This is a genomic window from Terrabacter sp. GCM10028922 (assembly GCF_042666095.1).
In the GTDB taxonomy this organism is placed as follows: Bacteria; Actinomycetota; Actinomycetes; order Actinomycetales; family Dermatophilaceae; genus Terrabacter.
In genome coordinates, this window is sequence record NZ_JBHTFG010000015.1 from 69,588 (window position 1) to 91,482 (window position 21,895).

Consider the following 21,895-nt stretch of genomic DNA (forward strand, 5'->3'; position numbering starts at 1 on the left):
CACAGGGCGTCCGACCGGCGGCCGTGGCAGCATGGCGGCCATGCCCGCACGCGAGCTCGACATCGTCCTGTACGGCGCGACCGGCTTCGTCGGGCCCCTGACCGCCGTACACCTCGCCCGGCACACCGGCCCGGACGTGCGCGTGGCGCTCGCGGGCCGCTCACGGCCCAAGCTCGAGGCTCTCCGGGCCGAGCTGGGCCAGGATGCCGCACAGTGGGAGCTCGTCACCGTCGACGCGTCCGACGGGCCCGGCCTGCGCGTCCTCGCGGCGCGGACGCGGGTGCTCGCCTCCACGGTCGGCCCCTACGTGGCCTACGGCAAGGAGGTCGCCCGAGCGTGCGCCGAGGAGGGCACGCACTACGCCGACCTGACCGGTGAGCTGCTCTTCGTCCGTTGGTCGCTCGACGAGCTCGACGTGACGGCGCGCGAGACCGGGGCAGCGATCGTCCACGCGTGTGGCTTCGACTCCATCCCGTCGGACCTCGGTGTCCTGACCACCGCGCAGCGGGTCGCCGCGGACGGCGAGGGCACCCTCGCCGCGACCACCCTGCTCGTGCGGTCGCTCAAGGGCGGGCTCTCCGGCGGCACCATCGACTCGATGCGGCGGCAGGCCATCACGGCGCGGTCCACGCCCGGCGCCCGGCGCGTCCTCGGTGACCCGTACGCGTTGAGCCCGCGCCGCGCCGACGAACCGTCGTCGGGACGGCGACGCAGCTCCGGTCTCCGCGGCCGGCTGCGTCGGCTCGTGCCGATCGACCGTGACCCGGGCACCGGACGCTGGACCGGTCCCTTCGTCATGGCGTCGTTCAACACGCGCATCGTGCGGCTCTCCAACACCCTGTCCGACTGGTCGTACGGCCGCGACCTCCGGTACCGCGAGGTCACCGACTTCGGCTCGGGCCCCATGTCCCCGGTCATGGCCGGCGGGATGGCCGTCGGGCTCGGTGGCCTCGTCACAGGTCTGTCGTGGACGCCGACGCGCGCCGTCCTCGACCGCTTCCTCCCGAGGCCCGGCGAGGGGCCGGACCCCGAGGCTCGCGCGGCGGGCCGCTTCCGCTTCGACATCCGCGCCACGACGACGACCGGCGCCCGTTACCGCACGCGGGTCGGCGCCGACCGCGACCCGGGCTACGGCGGCACCGCGGTGATGTTCGGCGAGACGATCCTGTCGCTCGCCCTGGACGCCGACGTGCCGCAGCGGGTCGGCGTGGCCACGCCCGCGACCGCCCTTGGCGAGGTGCTCGTCGACCGGCTCCGCGCCCAGGACTTCACCTTCGAGGTCGAGCGCGACGATTCGGGCGGACCCGTCACGGGCTGAGCGGGGGCACGGACTCGGGTGACCCGCCACCTCCAAAGAGATGCTTGACGGTCGTGCGCGCCACCCGGCATACTCCCAAACGTGTCTTTGGAGGAAGAGCGGATCAGCGAGCTCCGCGCCACGGCGCACCCCCTGCGGCTGCAGATGCTCTCGCTGCTGACGGGCGCCGAGCTGAGCGCCGCCGAGGTCGCTCGCGAGCTCGACATCACGCAGGCGAACGCGAGCTACCACCTCCGGCTGCTCCAGTCGGCCGGCCTGCTCGAGGTCGCCGGCGAGGAGACGGTCCGCGGAGGGAAGGCCAAGAAGTACCGCCACCGGTGGGACGCACCGGTCGTCCGCTCGCAGGCGAACCGCGACGAGGACCGGCTCGCCTACGTTCGAGTGCTCGCCGACATGATCCCGAGACGGTTCGTCGAACGCGAGCCCGGCATCCCGAGCCGGTTCACCGACGCCGACCTCTGGGTCGAGCCCGAGGTGTGGGACCGGGTCGTCGCCCTCGTCGAGGAGGCGAGCGGGCTCATGCACGCCTCCGCGCGCCCTCCGCGGACCCGCGGGACGGTGCGAGCGGCGCTCTCCGTCGCGGCCTTCCGGCTGCGCGGGGACAAGGCCAGGGCCGACCTGCCCGGGCCGGTGTCGTCATGAAGGTGCAGGAGTCGTTCGGCGCCCTGACAGACCGGCGCTTCGCGTGGTACTTCACCGCCCGCACGGTCTCGACGGCCGGGCACGTCATGGTGCCCGTCGCGCTCGCCTTCGCCGTGCTGCACATCGACCAGTCCGCCGCTGCTCTCGCTCAGGTGCTCGGAGTGCGCACCCTGACGATGGTCGTCTTCCTCCTCGTCGGGGGAGTGGTCGCCGACCGGTTCTCGCGGATCGTCGTGCTTCAGGTCTCGCACGTCCTGACGTTCGTCACCCAGGCGCTCGCCGCCACGCTCATCATCAGCGGGCACGCCACCCTGACGCAGCTGACCGTCATCGAGGGCGTCAACGGCGCCGTCGCGGCCTTCACGATGCCCGCCATGATGGGCATCGTCCCTCTCGTCGTCGACCGCGCCCGGCTCCAGCAGGCCAACGCGCTGCTCTCGTTCAGCCGCAGCGGGCTGGCCATCATCGGCCCCGCCGTCGCGGGGCTGCTCGTCGTGGGCGTCGGCCCGGGGTGGGCGCTCGCGGTCGATGCCCTGACGTATGCCGTCGCCATCGTCTGCCTCACCCGCGTCGGACTGCCGCGTCCCTCCGATGACACACGGTCGCGCCGCCAGTCCATGGTCCGCGAGCTGCGGGAGGGGTGGAGCGAGTTCACCAGACGTGAGTGGCTCTGGGTCGTCGTGCTCGCGTTCGGGTTGACGAACGCCATCCACGCCGGTGTCATCGGCGTGCTGGGGCCGCTCGTCGCGAAGTCCACCGAGGCGATCGGTGAGGCCGGCTGGGGCCTCGTGCTCAGCGCCGAGGCGGTCGGCACGGTGCTCATGACCCTCGTCATGCTGCGGCTGAGCCTGGCGCACCCGTTGCGCGCCGGCATGGTCGCGGTCTGTGTGCTCGCGGTGCCGATGGCCCTGCTCGGCGTGGCCCCGGCGATCGTCCCGGTCGCCGTCGGCTTCCTCCTGGCCGGCGCCGCCGGCGAGGTGTTCGGTGTCGGCTGGAACACCGCCCTGCACGAGCACGTCCCGGTCTCGGTGCTCTCGCGCGTCTCGAGCTACGACGCGCTGGGCTCGTTCGTCGCGATCCCCATCGGCACCTTCCTCTACGGCTGGCTCGCCACCATCGCAGACCTCGAGACGCTCATGGTCGTCAGCGCGGTCGTCTACGTCGTCATCTCGCTGTCCGCCCTGCTCTCGCGCTCGGTCCGCGACCTCGGCCGTGCCACGGAGGAGCCCGACGAGCCCACGGCTCGCCGTGGCCCCGCCCGCGGCGCACCCGGTCCCGAGGGGCCGGTGGCTGTCGGCCCCGGATCCTGAGGGGGCCGACAGCACCAGCGTCAGCCGACGACGACCCCGTTGTGGGCCGCGATGACCTTCTGCAGGGCCCGCGAGTCGACCAGCGTCGGGTTCGACGACGACTGGTGGCTCCACCCGTAGGCGTAGTCCATGACAGGAGACGGAACCAGGCGGTCCCACTCGGCGTGCATCGCGCGCATCTGGTCAGCCGTGGGCAGGCGGTAGTAGCCGCCCGAGATCCCCTCCTGGCCGAAGGCCTGGTAGACGGGGACGATGGCGGCGCGCGGGATCCCCGCGGCGAGGGCGGCATTGACCTTGTCGGTGATCTTGCGCACCGGGCAGGTCGGCGAGGCCGTCGAACACGGGTAGGGGTCCAGCCCGACCAGGTCGACGTGACTGCTCGCAGGCTTGAAGGCACCGTAGTCGGCGATCTTCGACAGGACGATGAACGACTTCTGGACGCCCCCGGTGCGGGACCGGATGTAGTCGGCGCGGCTCGCCAGAGCTGCGGCGCCACCCGGGCAGTCGGCGATGTGAGGCTCGTCCGACAGGTAGTAGCCGAAGACCCGGGTGTTGGACGCCAGCTTGTCGATCGTGGCGCGGAAGGTCGCGTCTGCCGGTGTCGGGCACTTCTGGCCCAGCCAGACCAGACCCTTGACCCCGGTCGGCAGCGTCGCGACACCCGAGACGCCGGTGTCGAAGACGTTGAACCCGAGGCCGGCGGGTGCCGTGGACCCCTTCAGGTTGGTGATGAAGTGCTTGGTCGTCCGGGAGACGGCCTGGCCGGTCTGCGGTGCGCTCGTGACGAGGAGGGCGACTACCGCGGCGATGGTGAGGAGGAGACGCTTCATCGAACGGCACCCTCCGCTCCGGCGTGGAACGGGCAGCGGTCTCGCCCGGCTCGCGGTTGAGGGGAGGCTTCCGGACGGGGGTTGCTGTGGTGCATCGTGACTCGCTCTCTGGTTGCGTAGAGACTGTGCAGCCTCGGAGAAGGGGGTGAATGATCCCCTAATGTCCCTGATGCGTGGGCAGTCTAGGGCGTTTTCGCCACACTTCGCGGGGCCGTCTCACGGCTCGCGCCGGCGTCCGACCGCGGGCGTCTCGCTGGCGCCCCGCTGTCCTACGGGTGACGCGGCCACCTAGGATTGGCCCTGCCCACCGGCCCAGACTGAGGACGACACCGTGTCGATCAAGGACATCCGACTCTTCGGTGATCCGGTGCTGCGCACGCCAGCTGTCGACGTCGTCGACTTCGACAAGCAGCTCCGGGTGCTCGTCAAGGACCTCGAGGACACCATGCTGGACGCCCCTGGCGCCGGCCTGGCCGCCCCGCAGATCGGTGTCGGGCTGCGGGTGTTCACGTACTGGGTCGACGGCGTGCTCGGGCACCTCGTCAACCCGGTCCTCGACCTGTCGAGCGAGGAGCAGGACGGGCCCGAGGGCTGCCTGTCGATCCCGGGGCTCGCCTTCGACACGAAGCGGGCCCTCTCGGTGGTCGCCAAGGGCCAGAACATGCACGGCGAACCGGTCGTGCTCGAGGGCACCGAGCTGCTGGCCCGGTGCGTCCAGCACGAGACCGACCACCTCGACGGCATCCTGTTCCTCGACCGCCTCGACCCCCAGGCGCGCCGTGAGGCGATGCGGGCGATCCGTGAGGCCGAGTGGTTCGCCGAGAACCAACCCGAGGTGCGCATCAGCCCGCACTCGACCTTCGGCCGGGCGATGTGACATGAGGGTCGTCTTCGCCGGCACCCCCGACGCGGCGGTGCCGAGCCTCGATGCGGTCGCGTCATCGAGTCACGAGCTCGTCGCCGTCGTCAGCCGCCCCGAGGCTCCCGCCGGTCGTGGGCGGCGTCTTGAGGCCTCTCCCGTGCGGCGCCGTGCCGAGGAGCTGGGCGTCCCGGTGCTGACCCCGGGCCGGGTCAAGGATCCCGACTTCCTCGACGACCTGCGAGAGCTCGCACCCGACGCATGCCCCGTCGTGGCGTACGGCAACCTCATCCCGGCGGACGCTCTCGCGATTCCGAGACTCGGGTGGGTCAACCTGCACTTCTCGCTGTTGCCCGCCTGGCGCGGTGCGGCTCCGGTGCAGCACGCCCTCATGGCCGGTGACGAGGTGACCGGCGCGTCCACGTTCGTCATCGAGAAGGGTCTCGACACCGGCCCCGTGCTCGGCGTCATGACGGAGACGATCCGTCCTCGCGACACGGCAGGCGACCTGCTCGCGCGGCTCTCGACGGCTGGGGCCGGCCTGCTCGTCGCGACGCTCGACGGGCTGGAGTCGGGGCAGCTCGTCGCGAAGCCCCAGCCCGCCGAGGGCGTCTCGCTGGCGCCGAAGATCGAGGTCGACGACGCACGCATCGCCTGGGAGCGGCCGGCTCTCGCGGTCGACCGGCTCGTCCGCGGCTGCACGCCCGCCCCCGGCGCCTGGACGACGTTCCGCGGCGAGCGGCTCAAGGTCTCGCCCGTGACGGTGGTGGCCGCCGACGAGGTGCCGGGAGACATCACCCTCGTCCCCGGTGCGCTGCTCGTGACGAAGAAGGCCGTCTTCGTCGGCACCGGCACGCTGCCGGTCCGCCTCGGCACCGTGCAGGCGCACGGCAAGAAGCCGATGGCCGCGGCCGACTGGGCGCGCGGCACGCGCATCGAGGTGGGGGAGCGAGTCGGAGATGAGTGACGAGCGAGGTTCGGCCGGGCGTCAGGGAGGACGCGACCGCGGCCGCGACGGCAGTGGTCGTCAGGACGGCCGTCGGGGAGAGCGCCAGCGTCCTCAGGCGCGTGAGCGGTCGGCCGGGCACCGGTCGGAGCAGCGCCCGTCCGAGCGGGCGCGGCGCACCGACGCGACACGCGTCGCGGCATACACGGCGATGCGGGACGTCGCGGCCGGCGGCTACGCCAACCTCGTCCTACCGAAGCTCTTGCGCGACAAGCAGATCCGCGGACGCGACGCCCGGTTCGCCACCGAGCTCGTCTACGGTGCGACGCGCCTGTCCGGGCTCTACGACGCGGTCATCGCCGCGGCAGCCGCGCGTTCCCTCGACACGATCGACGCCAACGTGCTCGACACGCTGCGCCTCGGCGCCCACCAGCTGCTCGGCATGCGTGTCCCGACGCACGCCGCGGTCGACGAGACCGTGGCCCTGGCGCGGCAGGTCAACGGGGCCGGTGCGTCCGGCTTCGTCAACGCCGTCATGCGCCGGATCAGCGAACGTGACCCTGACGAGTGGCTGGACGTCGTCACCGAGGGCGTCACCGACCCCGTCGAGCGCCTGGCGCTGCGTACGTCGCACCCGGTCTGGGTCGCCAAGGCGCTGCGCGCGGCGCTCATCGGCCACGGCGTCGCGTCGGCCGCCGATGTCGAGGCCTCGCTCGCGACCCTGCTCGAGAGCGACAACGCTCCGGCGAAGGTGTCGCTCGTCGCGCGGCCCGGGCTGGCCTCGCTCGACGAGCTCGAGCACGACGGTGCCGAACGTTCCGGGCTCAGCCCGGTCGGTGCCACGCTGCCAGAGGGTGACCCCGGCGCCATCCCCGCGGTTCGTGACGGGCGCGCCGCCGTGCAGGACGAGGGCTCGCAGCTGCTCGTCCTCGCCCTGGCGTCCGCCGAGGTCCATGGCGAAGCGGCCGCGACGGAGCGATGGCTCGATCTCTGCGCCGGTCCCGGCGGCAAGGCGGGCCTGCTCGCAGCCCTTGCCATCGAGCGGCGAGTTCCCTTTGTGGCCAACGAGATCAGTGAGCACCGCGCGGACCTCGTGTGGCAGACCCTGGCGGCAGCGCGCGTTGCCGCCCGGGATGCGGACGTGAGTCTCAAGGTTCGGCACGGCGACGGACGCGACCTCGGTGAGACGGAGCCCGCAGGCTTCAGCCGGGTGCTCATCGACGCACCGTGCACCGGGCTGGGCGCGCTGCGGCGGCGTCCCGAGGCGCGGTGGCGGCGCACCCCTGACGACGTGGCAGTCCTCGCCGGGCTCCAGCGCGAGCTCCTGTCGTCCGGGATCGACGCGACGGCCCCGGGAGGGCTCGTCGGCTACGCGACGTGCAGCCCGCACCTCAACGAGACGCGGTTCGTGGTGCTCGACGTCCTCAAGCGACGTGATGACGTCGAGCTGGTCGACGCACGGGAGCTGTTCATCGACGCCACAGGCCGCGAGCTGCCGGGTCTCGGGGAGGGTCCGTTCGTGCAGCTGTGGCCCCACGTCCACGGCACGGACGCCATGTTCTTCGCCCTGCTGCGCAAGCGCTGAGCGGACCGAAACTCGCTCGCCCCGACGGCGCTCCGGTGGGCAGGGTGGGGGCATGACGGCATACCCGACGGACGACCTCGTGCCCAGCCCGTTCGACGAGAAGGTGGCGCCGACGTACGACGCGGGCTCGGCCCACATGTTCGACCCGGCCGTGCTGGGGCCGACGGTCGACGTGCTGCACGAGCTCGCAGGGTCAGGCCCGGCGCTGGAGCTCGCCATCGGCACCGGTCGGGTGGCGCTGCCGCTGCACGAACGTGGGGTGGAGGTCCACGGGATCGACTTCTCGGAGGCCATGGTCGCCGAGCTGCGGAGCAAGCCCGGCGGCGACCGCCTGCAGGTGGTGGTCGGCGACATGACGACGACGCGGGTCGGCAGCGGCTACCGGGTGGCGTACCTCGTCTACAACACGATCACCAACCTGCTGACGCAGGACGACCAGGTCGAGTGCTTCCGGACCGTTGCCGAGCAGCTCGCTCCCGGAGGGTCGTTCGTCGTCGAGGGTCTTCGTCCCGCAGCTGCGTCGGCTGCCACCCGGGCAGAAGGCGGTGCCGTTCCACGTGGGGGAGCGGCACGTCGGCTTCGACACCATCGACGTCGTCTCGCAGCGCTCGGTGTCGCACCACTACGTCCGGACCGGACATGATGGGCAGGATGGGCAGGATGCGCAGGGGCGTCCGCTGGCGACCTACGAAGCGTCGGCGCACCGCTACGTGTGGCCCTCGGAGCTCGACCTCATGGCGCGGATCGCCGGCCTGACCCTGCGCGACCGGTGGGCCGACTGGACGAAGGCTCCGTTCACGGCGGAGTCGGAGTCGCACGTGTCGGTCTGGTCGAAGCCCACCGCGTGACCGCCTCTAGGCTGTGCGCGTGCAGATCTCACCGAGCATCCTCTCCGCCGACTTCGCCAACCTCGAGGCCGAGCTCGGGCGCATCGCGAACGCCGACTGGGCGCACGTCGACGTCATGGACGCCCACTTCGTGCCGAACCTCACCCTCGGGCTGCCTGTCGTCGAGGCCCTGCTCAAGGTGAGCCCCGTCCCGATCGACGCGCACCTCATGATCGAGGACCCCGACCGGTGGGCGCCCGGCTACGCCGAGGCCGGGTGCCAGTCGGTGACCTTCCACGTCGAGGCCGCCCGTGACCCGAGGAGGCTCGCGCGGACGCTGCGCGCGGCCGGCGCGCGGGCCTCGATGGCCCTCAAGCCGGGCACCGACTTCGGGCCGTACGAGGAGCTGCTCCCCGAGGTCGACATGGTGCTCGTCATGACGGTCGAGCCGGGGTTCGGCGGCCAGTCGTTCATGGCCGACCAGATGCCGAAGGTACGCCAGGTGCGCGAGGCGGTTCGCCGGCACGGCGGCGAGATCTGGATCCAGGTCGACGGCGGCGTCAGCGCGGACACGATCGAGCAGTGCGCGGATGCCGGCGCCGACGTCTTCGTCGCGGGCTCGGCGGTCTACGGCGCCGAGGATGCGGCGGCCGCCGTCGAGGACCTGCGCGTCCTTGCCGCCTCTCACCACCACTGACTCGACCCGTCCCCGTCACCACCGTCGTACGCCGACGGTGCCCATCCGTCGTGGCGGCCGTCACGTGGGCGCGGTGTGCGCGGCCGGTTGCGGCGGGTGCATACTGGCTCTACGTGCTCCGGGGTCGGTGTAATTCCGAGCCGGCGGTTACAGTCCGCGACCCGACCGCATCCAGCGGCCGGTTGACCTGGTGAAACTCCAGGACCGACGGTGAAAGTCCGGATGGGAGGCAGCACGAGGCAGGCCAGGCTCGCTCGCGAGCCGCGCCGACCTCGCGACACGAGCGATGGATCCGTCCGGCTCGTGCCGCCCGCGTCGGGGCACCGGTCCGCGCAGAGTGTTCCCCGGAGTTCGTCCGTGCACCCGACGAACGACCAAGGACGAACACCCTCATGCAGGCTCTTGCTCTCGCGGACGACGCGAAGAACGTCTTCCAGCAGACCCTCGACGCGTCCATTCCGATCGGCCCGTACCAGCTGCACTGGACCGAGCTGGTCGGCGTCCTCATCGGCCTCGCCTCGGCCTACCTCGGCATGCGCCGGTGGGTGTGGGCCTGGCCGGTCGGCATCATCGCCAACGTCATGCTCTTCTTCGTCTACCTCGGCGCCCTCTTCGGCGCCGACGAGCGGGTCCCGCTCTTCGGGCAGGCCGGACGCCAGGTCTTCTTCATCCTCACGAGCCTCTACGGCTGGTGGCGCTGGTCGCAGGTGCGCAGGCTCAACCACGCGGACGACGTGAGTGGGGCCGCCATCACCCCCCGGTGGGCCACGGTCCGTGAGCGCACGGCCGTCCTCGTCTTCTGGCTCGTCGGGACGGTGGTGGTCCACCAGGTCTTCGTCTGGCTGTGGAACCTGGCCCCCAACCCGTTCTTCACGCCGGAGTGGTGGTTCTACTGGTGCGACGCCTGGATCTTCGTCGGTTCGATCGTCGCCACCTACGCCATGGCGCGCGGCTGGAACGAGTTCTGGCTCGCGTGGATCGGCGTCGACCTCGTCGGGGTCCCGTTCGGCTTCGCGACGAACTACGTCCCCACCGCGGTGCTCTACTCCTTCTACGGCCTGTTCGTCATCTACGGCTTCACGCAGTGGGTCAAGGCGTCGCGGCTCGAGAAGCCCGACACCGAGCCCCAGCTCGCCGGGACGGCGACGAGCTGACCCATGGGAGACACGGCAGCACCGGCCTGGATGCGGCGAGCGCTCCAGCTCGCCGCGGCGGGACCGTGGCCTGACGCCAACCCACGCGTCGGCTGCGTGCTCGTCGCGCCCGACGGGACCGTCGTCGGTGAGGGCTTCCACCACGGCGCGGGCACACCTCATGCGGAGGTCGAGGCGCTGCGGTCGGCAGGTGACGCGGCCCGGGGCGCCACGGCGTACGTGACGCTCGAGCCCTGCTCGCACACGGGTCGCACCGGTCCCTGCTCGGAGGCTCTGCTGCGGGCGGGCGTCGTACGCGTGGTCTTCGCGCAGTCGGACCCGAACGTGGATGCTGCCGGGGGAGCCGAGCTGCTCCATGCGGCGGGGGTCCAGGTCACCGGGGGTGTCCTCGCCGACGAGGCGGCCGCGCTCAACGACCGCTGGGCGCGCACGGTGGCGCTCGGACGTCCGCTCGTGACGTGGAAGCTCGCGACGACCCTCGACGGACGCAGCGCCGCCGCCGACGGCAGCAGCCAGTGGATCACCGGCGAGGCCGCGCGCGCCGACGTCCACGTGCTCCGTGCGACCCGCGACGCCGTCCTGGTCGGCACCGGCACCGCCCTGGCCGACGACCCGCGCCTCACCGTGCGCATGCCGGACGGCTCGCTCACCGAGAGACAGCCGGTACGCGTCGTCATGGGTCTGCGTGACATCCCTCCCGCGGCGCGCCTGCGCGAGGCCTCCGGCGAGGTCGTCCACCTCGCGACGCGCGACCCGCGGGAGGCCCTCGGCGTCCTGTGGGAGAAGGGGATCCGTGACGTGTGGCTCGAGGGCGGACCGACGGTCGCCGCAGCGTTCCTCCGCGCCGGGCTCGTCGACGACGTGTACGCGTACGTCGCGCCGGCCCTGCTCGGCGCCGGCAGCTCCGCCGTGGGTGACCTCGGCATCGGGTCCATCGACGGGCTGCAGCGTCTCGAGCTCGTCGACGTCGACGTCGTCGGGGGCGACGTGCGCATCCATGCCGAGGTGCCGAGCGGCCGAGCGACACCCACCGGGCACACGACCCAGCACACCACGTTCCACACTCCCGACCAGACCACCCGCCACACCACGCAGCGTGGCGGCGAGCACGAGCCAGCCGTCAGCCACTGACGCGAGAACCCTGAGGAGACAGTCATGTTCACCGGAATCGTCGAGGAGCTCGGCACGGTCTCGGCCATCGAGCGCGGCGCCGAGTCCGCCGTGCTGCGCATCGACGGGCCCGTCGTCGTGAGCGACGCCACGCACGGCGCCTCGATCGCCGTCAACGGCGTCTGTCTCACCGTCACCGAGCACGACGCGACGAGCTTCACCGTGGACGTCATGGCCGAGACGCTCGAGCGCAGCAGCCTCGGTTCCCTGGCTCCCGGCGACCGCGTCAACCTCGAGCGCGCGATGCCGGCCGACGGCCGGTTCGGCGGCCATGTCGTCCAGGGGCACGTCGACGGCACCGCAACCATCACGGCGCGAACGCCCGGGGACCGTTGGGAGACGGTCGACTTCACGCTCCCAGCGGGCCTCGCGGCATACGTCGTCGAGAAGGGCTCGATCACGGTCGACGGGGTCTCGCTCACCGTGGCCCAGGTGGGTGACGACGCCTTCGGAGTCTCGCTCATCCCCACGACGCTCGCCCTGACGACGCTGGGGCACAAGGGGGTCGGCGACGTCGTCAACCTCGAGGTCGACGTCATTGCCAAGTACGTCGAACGACTGCTCACCCACCGACAGGAGGTCGCGCCATGACCACGCTCTCGACCATCGAGGCCGCCCTGGAGGCACTACAGGCCGGTCGTCCCGTCCTCGTCCTCGACGACGAGGACCGCGAGAACGAAGGAGACCTCGTCCTCGCGGCAGAGACAGCCACAGAGGAGTGGATGGCGTGGACCATCCGGCACTCGTCCGGCTACCTGTGCGCGCCGATGCCCGACGAGGTCGCCGACCGGCTCGAGCTGCCGCTCATGGTCGCCGACAACCGTGACCCGCTCCGCACGGCCTACACGATCTCGGTCGACGCAGCCTCGGGCGTGACGACGGGCATCAGCGCGGCCGACCGCCTGCGCACGGTGCAGGTGCTCGCCGACGTCGACTCGACTCCTGCCGACCTCATCCGCCCCGGCCACATCCTGCCCCTGCGAGCCCGTCACGGTGGGGTCCTGACGCGTCCCGGGCACACGGAGGCGGCTGTCGACCTCACGCGCCTCGCGGGTCTGTCGCCCGTCGGTGTCATCGGCGAGCTCGTCCACGACGACGGCACGATGATGCGCTTCGACGCCGTCGTCGAGCTCGCACACGAGTCCGGCCTGCCGGTCATCACCATCGAGCAGCTGATCGACCACCGCCAACGCCTCGACCGCGTCGAGCGGCTCGCCACGACGCGTATCCCGACCGTCCACGGCACGTTCACCGCGCACGGTTACCGCGACACGCTGACCGGCGACGAGCACGTCGCACTCGTCAGCCCGCGTGGCCTGCAGGGCCTGAGCCGCTCTGGCCCGGTCCTGACCCGGCTGCACTCCGAGTGCCTCACGGGTGACGCCTTCGGGTCGCTGCGCTGCGACTGCGGCCCGCAGCTCCAGTCGGCCCTGGCGCGGGTCGGGCGCGAGGGTGGCGTCGTCGTCTACCTCGGCGGGCACGAGGGACGCGGCGTCGGTCTGGTCGACAAGCTGCGCGCGTACGCCCAGCAGGACCGCGGGGCCGACACGGTCGACGCCCAGACGGCACTCGGGCTTCCCGTCGACGCACGGGAGTACGCCGCGGGCGCGGCCATCCTGCACGACCTCGGCGCCACGCAGATCGTGCTCCTGACGAACAACCCCAGCAAGGTCGCCGCGCTGCGGCACCTCGGCCTCGACGTCGTCGCGGTCGAGCGGCTGCACGGGCCGATGGGCGAGGAGAACGAGCAGTACCTCATCACCAAGCGCGAGCGCCTGGGCCACGACATCCCGGTCGCGAGCGGCCGGCACGGCAAGGAGACGGCATGAAGGACGGCGCCCCCACCATCACGACGGACGGCAGCGGACTGCGCGTTGCCGTCGTCGCCGCGAGCTGGCACGAGCAGGTCATGGGTGGCCTGCTCGACGGTGCGCGTCGCGGTCTCGCCGACGCCGGCGTGACCGAGGTCGACGTCGTCCGGGTCCCGGGCACGTTCGAGCTGCCCGTGGCCTGCGCGGCCCTTGCCGAACGCTACGACGCGCTCGTCGCGCTCGGGGTGGTGATCCGCGGCGGCACACCCCACTTCGAGTACGTCTGCCAGGCGGCCACGGTCGGACTCACCGACGTGTCGGTGCGCACGGCGACGCCCGTCGGCTTCGGCGTCCTCACCTGTGACGACGAGCAGCAGGCCATCGCCCGGGCGGGGCTGCCGGGCTCGGACGAGGACAAGGGTCACGAGGCCGCCACTGCAGCCGTCGCCACCGTCGTCGCGCTCCGTGCGGTCGACCGGCGCGTCGCCACCAGTTGAGCGCCGGTGAGACCGTCGCCGGGCGGCCCGTAGGGTGGTCCACCGTGAAGAGCTTTGAGCAGCTGTATGCCGAGCTGGCCGAGAAGGCGCAGACGCGACCCGAGGGTTCGGGGACCGTGGCGCAGCTCGACGCCGGCGTGCACGCCATCGGCAAGAAGATCGTCGAAGAGGCGGCCGAGGTCTGGATGGCCGCGGAGTACCAGTCGACCGACGCGGCGGCCGAGGAGATCAGCCAGCTGCTCTACCATCTGCAGGTCCTCATGATCGCCAAGGGCATCTCGCTCGACGACGTCTACACCCACCTCTGAGGATCCCCACTCCCATGCTGCGAATCGCCTTGCCCAACAAGGGCGCCCTGTCCGAGGCCACCGTGGAGCTGCTGCGCGAGGCGGGCTACCGCACGCGCCGCGACACGAAGGAGCTCGTCGTCACCGACGTCGAGAACGACGTCGAGTTCTTCTACCTCCGTCCCCGCGACATCGCCGTCTACGTCGGGTCCGGCACCGTCGACGCCGGTGTGACGGGCCGCGACCTCCTCCTCGACTCCGGCTCGTCGGCCGTCGAGGTCATGGAGCTCGGCTTCGGCGCCTCGACCTTCCGGTATGCCGGCAAGCCCGGTCACGTGGGCACCGTCGACGACATCGCGGGCAAGCGCGTCGCCACGTCGTATGCCGGTCTCGTCCGCGCCGACCTCGCCTCCCGGGGGCTGACGGCCGAGGTGGTCCGCCTCGACGGCGCGGTCGAGACGGCCATCACCCTCGGGGTCGCCGACTGCATCGCCGACGTCGTCGAGACCGGGACGACCCTGCGGCAGCAGGGGCTCGAGGTCTTCGGTGACCCGATCCTGCGCTCGGAGGCCGTCCTCATCCGCGGCGACCGTCCCGGCGAGGCCCAGGCCATCGAGGTGCTCCAACGCCGCGTGGCCGGGGTCATCACCGCCCGCACCTACGTCATGCTCGACTACGACTGCCCGAAGGAGCTCGTCGACCGCGCGTGCGAGCTGACACCCGGGCTCGAGTCGCCGACGGTCTCGCCGATGCAGGACGAGGCCTGGGTCGCCGTGCGTGCGATGGTGCCCCGCATCGGGCGAAACCGCCTCATGGACGAGCTGTACGACCTCGGCGCCCGCGCCATCCTCGTCACCGACATCGCCGCCTGCCGGCTCTGACCCGGCACGGCGGGAGGACGGACGTGAGCAGGTGACCGAGCAGACCGGGTCGTCCTCCACCGACGCGCTGGCTCCGTTCCGGCCCAGGCGTGGGCGTGCGGTGGCCATCGGCGTCGTCTGGGCCTCGCTCGCCGTCTTCGGCGTCATCGCCGTGGTCATGCCGGCGCAGGCCGGCGGCCGCTGGGGCCTCGGTGACCGGCTCATGTTCTTCGGGCTCGGGGTGGCGATCGCCTTCATCGCCTGGCGCTACGCCTCGATCGTCGCGGTGCCGAGCCGTGAGGGACTCGTCGTGCGCAACCTCGTCCTGACCCGCTCGCTCGAGTGGCCCGAGATCGTGGCGATCCAGTTCGGCGGTGGCGAGCCGTGGGTGACGCTCGACCTCGAGGAGGGCGACACCGTCGCCGTCATGGCCATCCAGAAGGCTGACGGTCCGGTCGCGGGGCGGGAGGCCTCCCGACTCGCCGCGCTCGTCCAGGCCTTCGGCGAGGCGGCCGAGCCGCGCCGGCCCGGGGACCTGACGTGACGACCGACGCCACAGACCCCACCGACGCCAGCGACCCCACCGACCGGCCCGCCCCCACGCCGGACCGGATGCGTCACGCCCTGGGGCACTTCGCGACCGGTGTCACGATCGTCACCGGCTTCGCCGACCGCGGGGAGCCGGTCGGGTTCGCATGCCAGTCGTTCGCGTCCGTCTCGCTCCACCCGCCCCTCGTCCTCTTCTGCGCCGACCACCGGGGACGGTCGTGGCCGCGGATGCGCGAACAGGGTCGCTTCACCGTCAACGTCCTGGGCCATGACCAGCGCGACCTCATCGGTCGCTTCGGATCGACCTCGGGCGCCCGCTTCGAGGGCCTCGACTGGACGCCGTCGGCCCACGGCGGCCCGAGCCTTCCCGGCGTACTCATGCGGGTGCACTGCATGGTCGAGCAGGTCCACGTCGCCGGCGACCACGACGTCGTCATCGGCCGCGTCCGCGACCTCGAGGACGGCGAGTCCGGCCGGCCGATGCTCTTCTACCGCGGCCGCTTCACGGTGACCGAGCGGCGTGCGCCGGCCGGCGCCGACGACGGCGCCCCGCCGATGGACGACTACTGGGGCTGAGACGGCTGGAGGACGGCGGGCATGTCGCCGACGGCGTCGCAGATGCTGGGGGCATCGACGCAGGCTCCCACCTCACGGGCGGCCGACAAGGCCCGGGACCCGCGGCGGTGTGGTCCCGGGCCGTGTCGGTCAGCGGAAGTGGATGAAGTTCGACGGCCAGGAGTAGCTGCCGCGCGCCATGATCCGGCGACCGCTCATCGACGTGTAGGTCCTGCCGAGGACCGTTCCGCCGTATCCGCTCTCGGAGATCGCGATCGTGTCACCGTCGGCGCTGACCCAGTCCACGTAGGCGACGTGGTTCGAGTTCCACTGCGCGATGTCACCGACACGGGGCCTCTGGTCGACGACGAAGCCCTTGTCGCGAGCGTAGTTGTCCCACGTGGCGGCGTTGCCGAGGTTGCCCGGGTTCCGCACGCCGTCGCGCGCGAGCCGGTAGGCGGCGAAGTTGGTGCAGTTGTTGCCCCATGCGTCGACGGGGTAGTTCCACGCGCGCTGACCGTAGTAGCCGAAGCGTTCGATGCAGTTCTGCGTGGCGCGCGAGTAGCAGCTCCAGTTCGCCGGTGCCGGACCGCCGGTGATCGCCCAGAGGACCGACGAGGTGCCGTACACCGCGACGTTGGCGTTGCCGAGCACGCGCACGACGGAGCCGGCGCCGCTCGTCTTCGTCGACCAGAGCGACACGCCGCTCCGGTTGCGCACGACGAAGTTGCCATCGGCCTGCATCGAGGCCGTGCTGCCGGTGCCGGTCGTGAACGTGGCCCACTGGCGCACGCCCGCGGCCGAGCTGAGCACGAGGTTGCCGTCGGTGCCCATCTTGAGGAACCACGCCCGGTTGGCGGACATGATCTGCTCGCCAGACCGGAGCACCTGGCCGGGAAGCATCCGGTCGTAGCGGATGCCGCGGTGGTCCCAGACGGTCGTCGTGCCCTGACGCACCTGGAGCAGGCCGTCGTTCGTCAGGGTCAGCAGCGAACCCGTCCAGCCGTTGGTGCCGCTGGACCACGCGACGGTGCCGTTGGCACGCCACATGACGAGGTTGCCGTCGGGCCGGACCTGGAGCCGGTTGCCGGCCCCGATCGTGCCGCTCGCCCAGCGCCGTACGCCGGTGGCGGTCGTGATCACGAGGTTCCCGTCCGCCTGCATCGTCGCGAAGTAGCTGCCCGTCGAGGAGCGCAGCGCGGTGCCGGACGACAGGACCTGTCCGTTCTGGAGCGTCGCTCCCGCGACGTAGGTGAACGCACGGTCCCTGACGACGGTGCCGGCCGGCGTGGTCACGCGCAGGGGCACGGCCCCGGTCGCGATCCGCGCAGGCACGACAGCCGTGATCTGCGTGGCGGAGATCCGGGTGAACGAGGTCGCTGCGACGCCGTTGAACCACACGCCGCTGACGTTGGTGAAGGACGTTCCTCGGAGGGTGACGACCGTGCCACCCCGCAGGGGGCCCGCCGACGGGGTGACCGAGGCGACCACGGGCGGGTCCTGGAAGGTGAAGCGGCCGGCGGCCACGACGGGCGACGTGCCGCCGGGCGTCGTGACGCGCACGTCGACGACGGACTCGGCATGCGGCGGCAGCGTGACTCGCAGCTGGGTCGCGGAGACGCGCGTGACCGCCGTGGCCGGCGTCGAGCCGAAGACGACTGCCGAGACCCGGTCGAACCCCGTGCCGGTCAGCGTGACGACCCCGCCGCCGCGCGTCGGTGCGAGGGTGGGCGACACCGACGTGACGGTCGGCACGGGCTGGTAGGTGAACATCGCCGCTGCGGACGCGGCCGAGACGCCACCGGGCGTCGTGACGCGGACGAGCAGCGTGCCCGCGGTGGCTGCAGGCGTGGTGAACCGCAGCTGCGTGTCTGACACCCGCACGAGGCCGGTGGCCGGCCGGCCACCGACGTCGACCGCTGAGGCGAGGGACAGGTTGGTGCCGGTGAGCGTCAGGACGGTGCCGCCGAGCAGCGGTCCGGCGGGGGCGGACAGCGCGGTGACGGTCGGGACGCCGACGTAGGTGAAGGTGGCGCGCGCGTTCTCCGGGCTCGTCCCGTTGGGGTTGGTCACGCGTACGGCGACGGTGCCCGCAGCGTGCGCAGGAGCGGTGACGCGCAGGGTCGTCTCGGACACGCGGACGAGGCCGGTCGCGGCGACGCCGCCGAAGCGCACCTCGCGGGCGTCACCGAGATGCGTGCCCGTGATCGTCACGACGACTCCGCCCTGCAGGGGACCGGCCGTCACCGAGAGGCCGGTCACGGTGGGCGGCGAGCCGTACGCGTACCGCGCTCCCGCTGAGACCGGCGACGTTCCGCCGGGTGTGGTCACGCGGACGTCGACCGGGCCGGACGCGTGCGCCGGGGTCGTGACGCGCAGCGTCGTGGGGGACACTCGCACGATCGCCGTCGTCACCGTCGTGCCGAAGCGCACCGCGGTGGCGCGGGTCAGTCCGGTGCCGGTCAGCGTGACGACCGTGCCGCCGCGCGGCGGGCCCGTCTGTGGGCTGAGCGAGGTGATGGTCGGGACGGCCTCGTACGCGAAGGTGCTGGCCGACGTCGCTGCGGAGGTGCCGTACGCCGTCGAGACGCGGACGCTCACGAGGCCGGCGGCGTGGGCCGGGGACGTGACGCGCAGGCTCGTGCTCGACAGGACGGTGAAGCGCGCCGCGGTCGTCCCGAAGGTCACCTTCGTCGCGCCGCCGAACCGGGCACCGGTCAGCGTGACGACCGTGCCACCGCTGACCGGTCCCGCGGTGACGGAGAGCGAGCCGACGCTCGGGGGAGGCGCGTACGCGTAGCGGGCGCGCGATGTGACGGCGCTCGTGCCGCCTGGCGTCGTCACGCGCACGTCGACGGTGCCGGCGGCGTGCGCCGGGGCCGTGACACGCAGGGTCGTGGCTGACACGCGCACGACCTTGGTCGTCGTCGTGGTGCCGAACCGGACCGACGTCGCCCGGGTGAGGCTCGTCCCGCTCAGCGTGACGACGGTGCCGCCGCCCGTCCCACCGGCCGCCGGCCTCACGGCCGTGATCGTCGGAACTGCCTCGTACGCGTACGCGTTCGCCGACCACGGGGCCGACGTGCCCGCCGCGGTGGTCACCTTGACGTTGACGAGTCCCGGGTGTGCGACCGCCGGGGCGGTGACGCGCAGGCTCGTGCTCGAGAGCACCGTGAAGCGCGTGGCCGCGGCGCCGCCGAACCACACGGAGCGTGCGCCCGTGAACCGCTGGCCGGTGAGCGTGACGACGGTGCCGCCGCGGACCGGTCCTGCGGTCACCGACAGCGACGAGACGGACGGCTTCGTGACGGGCGTGGTGGTCGGCGTGGTGGTCGGCGTGGTGGTCGAGGTGTAGCTGAAGCGCGTCGCGGCCGTCGCGGCCGACGTGCCGCCGGGCGTCGTGACCCGCACGTCCACCGGTCCGGCCACACGAGCTGCGGGGACCGTGACCCGGACCTGCTGGGCCGACAGGCGCGTCAGGCCGGTCGCGAGGGTGCTGCCGAAGCGCACGGCGCTCGCACGGTAGAGACCGGTGCCGGTGAGGACGACGGACGTCCCACCCGCCGTCGTGGCCGAGCGGGCCGACAGCGCAGTGACGGTGGGCACCGGGTCGAACGCGAACGTGGAGCGGTTCGAGACCGGCGACGTGCCGGACGGTGTGCTGATCCTGACGTCGACGAGACCGGCGGCGTGGGCGGGTGTGACGACGCGGACGCGGGTGCTCGACACCTGGGTGATCCGGGTGACGGCGGTCGATCCGAACCAGACCGTCGTCGCGCTGCCGGCAGCCGTGCCCGAGACGTCGACAGTAGTGCCGCCCGCCACGGGGCCGGCGACGACCGAGAGGGCCACGGCTACAGGCGCCTCGGCCGCGACGGCCGAGGAGGCCCCGGTGAGCCCGGGCACGCCGGCGACGACGGCGAGGGCGAGCAGGGCCGACAGCAGACGCCGAATGGTCCGTCGGTCGGCACCGCGTGGGTGTTCGGTCAGCGGGGTGGGGTGGGGCAGCATTCGCCGGTCTCCTTGCAGTCAGCACGTCCGGCGAGCATTCTGCACAGGCGAATCGTCCCTTGTACGGCGTTTCGCCCTAATTGGGTCGCCCCATCGGTCCCACCAGCACCAGATGTAGTGGTCCAGGCCGTCGTCGCCGACGGCCGGCTCAAGCCGACGCGGGCGATGCGGGGGTCGACCCGGGCTAGTCGACGCGGGGCAGGTCGGGCCGCAGGCGCACGACCGCCACGCCCTGGGCGACCCCGACGAGGGCGAGGATCGCCCACACGAGCGACAGGCCACCCGTGACGTCACGGACGAGACCCATGGCGAGCGGCCCGATGGAGGCGACGCCGTAGGAGACGAGGAACCCCATCCCGGTGAGGCGCCCGCTCGCCTCGGGCGTCTGCGCGCAACGCACCAGCAGCACGAGCGCGAGGGAGAATGCAGCACCCTGCCCGAGGCCGGTCACGACGGCCCACAGCCACGGGGCGGTCATCGGGGCGAGCCAGATGCCGACGCACCCCGCGACGCCGAGCGCCGCCGCCGGCAGCAGGAGCCGTCGCATGTCCGCCTCACGGTCACTGAGGACCGGGCCGAGGAGGCCCGACACGATCTGCGCGCCGCTGAACGCGGCCGCGAGGTAACCCGCTGACGCTCGCGACCAGCCGTGCTCGACGTAGGTCGGGGCGAGCCAGGTGACGGCGGAGTAGAAGCACCACGACTGGAGCGCGAGGTAGCCCGCGACGAGCCAGGCTGTGCGGTGACGCCACGGCAGCCGGCCCGGACCCTCCTCGTCCGGCGTGTGGTGCGGGTTGGCTCGCACGGTGAACGGCGCCCACGCGACGAGGCCGACGACCGCGACGACCGACCATGAGCCGAGGGAGGCCTGCCAGCTGCCGAAGCGGTCCGCCAGGGGCACCGCCAGCGCGTAGCTGGCCGAGGCCCCGCCCATCATCGCGAGCATGTAGAGCCCGGTGACGAGACCGGTGCGCTCGGGCGGGAAGTACGTCTTGACGAGCCGGGGGAGCAGCGTGCCCGCCACGGCGATGCCGACGCCACAGGCGAACGTGCCCCCGTAGAGCACGACCCTGCTGTCGCCTGCGAAGCGGCTCAAGGTGCCGCCGAGGATGCTGACGACGGCGGCGAGCACGGCGGCGGACGCACCGGTTCGGTGGGCGATCCGGCTCGCGACCGGTGCGAAGAGGCCCATGCACAGCACCGGGAGCGTCGTCAGGGCACCGGCAGCGGCGTGGCTCAGCCCGAGGTCGGACCCGATCGCGTCGAGCAGGGGCGGGACGCTCGTGATCGCGACGCGCAGGTTCGCCGCGACCGCCACGAGCGCCACCGCCATCACCCAGACGGGCGGCAGGGGCCGGATGGCGCGGTCTCGTCGAAGCACCCTCAGAGACTAGATGTGTCGATGACGAGGTCGGCGCGCCGCCTGGTCCGGTCGGCGTCGAAGAGCGCGTCCTCCTGGTCCGCCCAGCGCTGCCAGTGCGGTCGGTAGGTCTCGCCGTCGCGGGCGATCCCGCGGCGCTGCCGCAGGGCGAGGTCGGCGTCGACGAAGACGGTGACGGCGGCATACGCCCTGGCTGGGTCGACGCTCGCGCCGCACCCGTCGACGACGAGGAACCGGCAGGACGGCACGTCGCGGGTGCCTGCCCACCGGTCGCGCACCCAGCTCCACTCCCGGTATGCCGCGGGCTCACCTCTGGACAGCGGCTCGAGCACCTGCCGGGTGAGCAGCCCCGGGGCCTCTGCGAGGCCGTCCCAGCCCGGGTAGAGGTGGTCCAGGTGGAGCACGGCGACCGTGTCGGCCGCTGCGAGGGCGTGGGCGACACCATGAGCGAGGGTCGTCTTGCCGGCACCGCTTCGCCCGTCGATGGCGACGACGACGACCTCACCGCACCGAGGCTGCGCCGCCAGCGCGCGAAGGACGACGGCGTCGACGTCCTCCTGGCGCGGTGCCCGGGTCACGTCGTCCCACATGGGCGCGACCCTACCC

The 21,895-nt window shown here is 72.3% G+C and carries 22 protein-coding genes and 1 riboswitch; of the genes, 18 read left to right on the top strand and 4 right to left on the bottom strand.

From position 1 onward, the window contains the following. Nucleotides 1–40: 40 nt before the first annotated feature. From ACFQU3_RS15150 to ACFQU3_RS15160, 3 genes are all read left to right on the top strand, one after another. Nucleotides 41–1,318, top strand: coding sequence for a saccharopine dehydrogenase family protein (locus ACFQU3_RS15150; protein WP_385911185.1), 1,278 nt, complete (start codon nucleotides 41–43; stop codon nucleotides 1,316–1,318). An 81-nt stretch (nucleotides 1,319–1,399) separates the two neighbouring features. Further along, a complete protein-coding gene (locus ACFQU3_RS15155; RefSeq protein WP_385911187.1) occupies nucleotides 1,400–1,960 on the top strand; it encodes an ArsR/SmtB family transcription factor in 561 nt (186 codons plus the stop codon). Further along, nucleotides 1,957–3,270 carry an MFS transporter gene (locus tag ACFQU3_RS15160; RefSeq protein WP_385911189.1) on the top strand — a complete coding sequence of 438 codons (1,314 nt, stop codon included), beginning with the start codon at nucleotides 1,957–1,959 and terminating at the stop codon, nucleotides 3,268–3,270. The genes ACFQU3_RS15155 and ACFQU3_RS15160 overlap by 4 nt, the downstream gene beginning before the upstream one ends. Before the next feature lie 20 nt (nucleotides 3,271–3,290). Here ACFQU3_RS15160 and ACFQU3_RS15165 read toward each other — a convergent pair whose 3' ends face one another. Then, complete coding sequence (locus ACFQU3_RS15165; RefSeq protein WP_385911191.1) at nucleotides 3,291–4,100, bottom strand: hypothetical protein; 810 nt, start codon at nucleotides 4,098–4,100, stop codon at nucleotides 3,291–3,293. Nucleotides 4,101–4,431: 331 nt separating this feature from the next. On the opposite strand from ACFQU3_RS15165, the gene def reads away from it, so the two are divergent. The 15 genes from def to ACFQU3_RS15240 all read left to right on the top strand — a co-directional run bounded on the left by def (nucleotide 4,432) and on the right by ACFQU3_RS15240 (nucleotide 15,918). Next, nucleotides 4,432–4,977, top strand: coding sequence for a peptide deformylase (def, locus tag ACFQU3_RS15170; protein ID WP_385911193.1), 546 nt, complete (start codon nucleotides 4,432–4,434; stop codon nucleotides 4,975–4,977). A gap of 1 nt (nucleotide 4,978) precedes the next feature. Beyond that, a complete protein-coding gene (fmt, locus tag ACFQU3_RS15175; RefSeq protein ID WP_385911195.1) occupies nucleotides 4,979–5,926 on the top strand; it encodes a methionyl-tRNA formyltransferase in 948 nt (315 codons plus the stop codon). Next, the gene (locus ACFQU3_RS15180) at nucleotides 5,919–7,490 is read left to right on the top strand and encodes an RsmB/NOP family class I SAM-dependent RNA methyltransferase (protein ID WP_385911197.1); all 1,572 of its coding nucleotides are present in this window, start codon (nucleotides 5,919–5,921) and stop codon (nucleotides 7,488–7,490) included. The genes fmt and ACFQU3_RS15180 overlap by 8 nt, the downstream gene beginning before the upstream one ends. A gap of 52 nt (nucleotides 7,491–7,542) precedes the next feature. Further along, entirely contained in the window at nucleotides 7,543–8,133 is a 591-nt protein-coding gene (locus ACFQU3_RS15185; RefSeq protein ID WP_385911199.1) for a class I SAM-dependent DNA methyltransferase, read from the top strand. Nucleotides 8,134–8,200: 67 nt separating this feature from the next. After that, on the top strand, nucleotides 8,201–8,338 hold the full coding sequence (locus ACFQU3_RS15190) for a hypothetical protein (protein WP_385911201.1): 138 nt from the start codon (nucleotides 8,201–8,203) through the stop codon (nucleotides 8,336–8,338). A gap of 19 nt (nucleotides 8,339–8,357) precedes the next feature. Further along, nucleotides 8,358–9,014 (top strand): ribulose-phosphate 3-epimerase, encoded by a 657-nt coding sequence (gene rpe, locus ACFQU3_RS15195; protein WP_385911203.1) that lies wholly within the window; start codon nucleotides 8,358–8,360, stop codon nucleotides 9,012–9,014. 110 nt (nucleotides 9,015–9,124) lie between these two features. Beyond that, nucleotides 9,125–9,253: riboswitch (FMN riboswitch) on the top strand. 153 nt (nucleotides 9,254–9,406) lie between these two features. Next, on the top strand, nucleotides 9,407–10,168 hold the full coding sequence (locus tag ACFQU3_RS15200; RefSeq protein WP_385911205.1) for a nicotinamide riboside transporter PnuC: 762 nt from the start codon (nucleotides 9,407–9,409) through the stop codon (nucleotides 10,166–10,168). 3 nt (nucleotides 10,169–10,171) lie between these two features. Next, nucleotides 10,172–11,299, top strand: a complete 1,128-nt coding sequence (ribD, locus tag ACFQU3_RS15205) for a bifunctional diaminohydroxyphosphoribosylaminopyrimidine deaminase/5-amino-6-(5-phosphoribosylamino)uracil reductase RibD (RefSeq protein WP_385911207.1) — start codon at nucleotides 10,172–10,174, stop codon at nucleotides 11,297–11,299. Nucleotides 11,300–11,323: 24 nt separating this feature from the next. Continuing rightward, nucleotides 11,324–11,929, top strand: a complete 606-nt coding sequence (locus ACFQU3_RS15210; RefSeq protein ID WP_385911209.1) for a riboflavin synthase — start codon at nucleotides 11,324–11,326, stop codon at nucleotides 11,927–11,929. Then, entirely contained in the window at nucleotides 11,926–13,167 is a 1,242-nt protein-coding gene (gene ribB, locus ACFQU3_RS15215; protein WP_385911211.1) for a 3,4-dihydroxy-2-butanone-4-phosphate synthase, read from the top strand. Before ACFQU3_RS15210 ends, ribB begins: the two co-directional genes overlap by 4 nt. Further along, a complete protein-coding gene (ribH, locus tag ACFQU3_RS15220; RefSeq protein WP_385911213.1) occupies nucleotides 13,164–13,646 on the top strand; it encodes a 6,7-dimethyl-8-ribityllumazine synthase in 483 nt (160 codons plus the stop codon). The genes ribB and ribH overlap by 4 nt, the downstream gene beginning before the upstream one ends. 44 nt (nucleotides 13,647–13,690) lie before the next feature. Continuing rightward, the gene (locus tag ACFQU3_RS15225) at nucleotides 13,691–13,954 is read left to right on the top strand and encodes a phosphoribosyl-ATP diphosphatase (protein WP_385911215.1); all 264 of its coding nucleotides are present in this window, start codon (nucleotides 13,691–13,693) and stop codon (nucleotides 13,952–13,954) included. A 14-nt stretch (nucleotides 13,955–13,968) separates the two neighbouring features. Then, entirely contained in the window at nucleotides 13,969–14,814 is an 846-nt protein-coding gene (gene hisG / locus ACFQU3_RS15230; protein WP_385911217.1) for an ATP phosphoribosyltransferase, read from the top strand. Nucleotides 14,815–14,845: 31 nt separating this feature from the next. After that, the gene (locus ACFQU3_RS15235) at nucleotides 14,846–15,337 is read left to right on the top strand and encodes a PH domain-containing protein (RefSeq protein WP_385911219.1); all 492 of its coding nucleotides are present in this window, start codon (nucleotides 14,846–14,848) and stop codon (nucleotides 15,335–15,337) included. Next, nucleotides 15,334–15,918, top strand: a complete 585-nt coding sequence (locus ACFQU3_RS15240) for a flavin reductase family protein (protein WP_385911221.1) — start codon at nucleotides 15,334–15,336, stop codon at nucleotides 15,916–15,918. The genes ACFQU3_RS15235 and ACFQU3_RS15240 overlap by 4 nt, the downstream gene beginning before the upstream one ends. 129 nt (nucleotides 15,919–16,047) lie before the next feature. On the opposite strand, the gene ACFQU3_RS15245 is transcribed toward ACFQU3_RS15240, so the two are convergent. From ACFQU3_RS15245 to ACFQU3_RS15255, 3 genes are all read right to left on the bottom strand, one after another. Then, the gene (locus tag ACFQU3_RS15245; RefSeq protein WP_385911223.1) at nucleotides 16,048–19,908 is read right to left on the bottom strand and encodes an IPT/TIG domain-containing protein; all 3,861 of its coding nucleotides are present in this window, start codon (nucleotides 19,906–19,908) and stop codon (nucleotides 16,048–16,050) included. Nucleotides 19,909–20,092: 184 nt separating this feature from the next. Further along, the gene (locus ACFQU3_RS15250; RefSeq protein ID WP_385911225.1) at nucleotides 20,093–21,289 is read right to left on the bottom strand and encodes a CynX/NimT family MFS transporter; all 1,197 of its coding nucleotides are present in this window, start codon (nucleotides 21,287–21,289) and stop codon (nucleotides 20,093–20,095) included. 2 nt (nucleotides 21,290–21,291) lie between these two features. Then, nucleotides 21,292–21,879 carry a hypothetical protein gene (locus ACFQU3_RS15255; RefSeq protein WP_385911227.1) on the bottom strand — a complete coding sequence of 196 codons (588 nt, stop codon included), beginning with the start codon at nucleotides 21,877–21,879 and terminating at the stop codon, nucleotides 21,292–21,294. Between the last annotated feature and the right edge of the window lie 16 nt (nucleotides 21,880–21,895).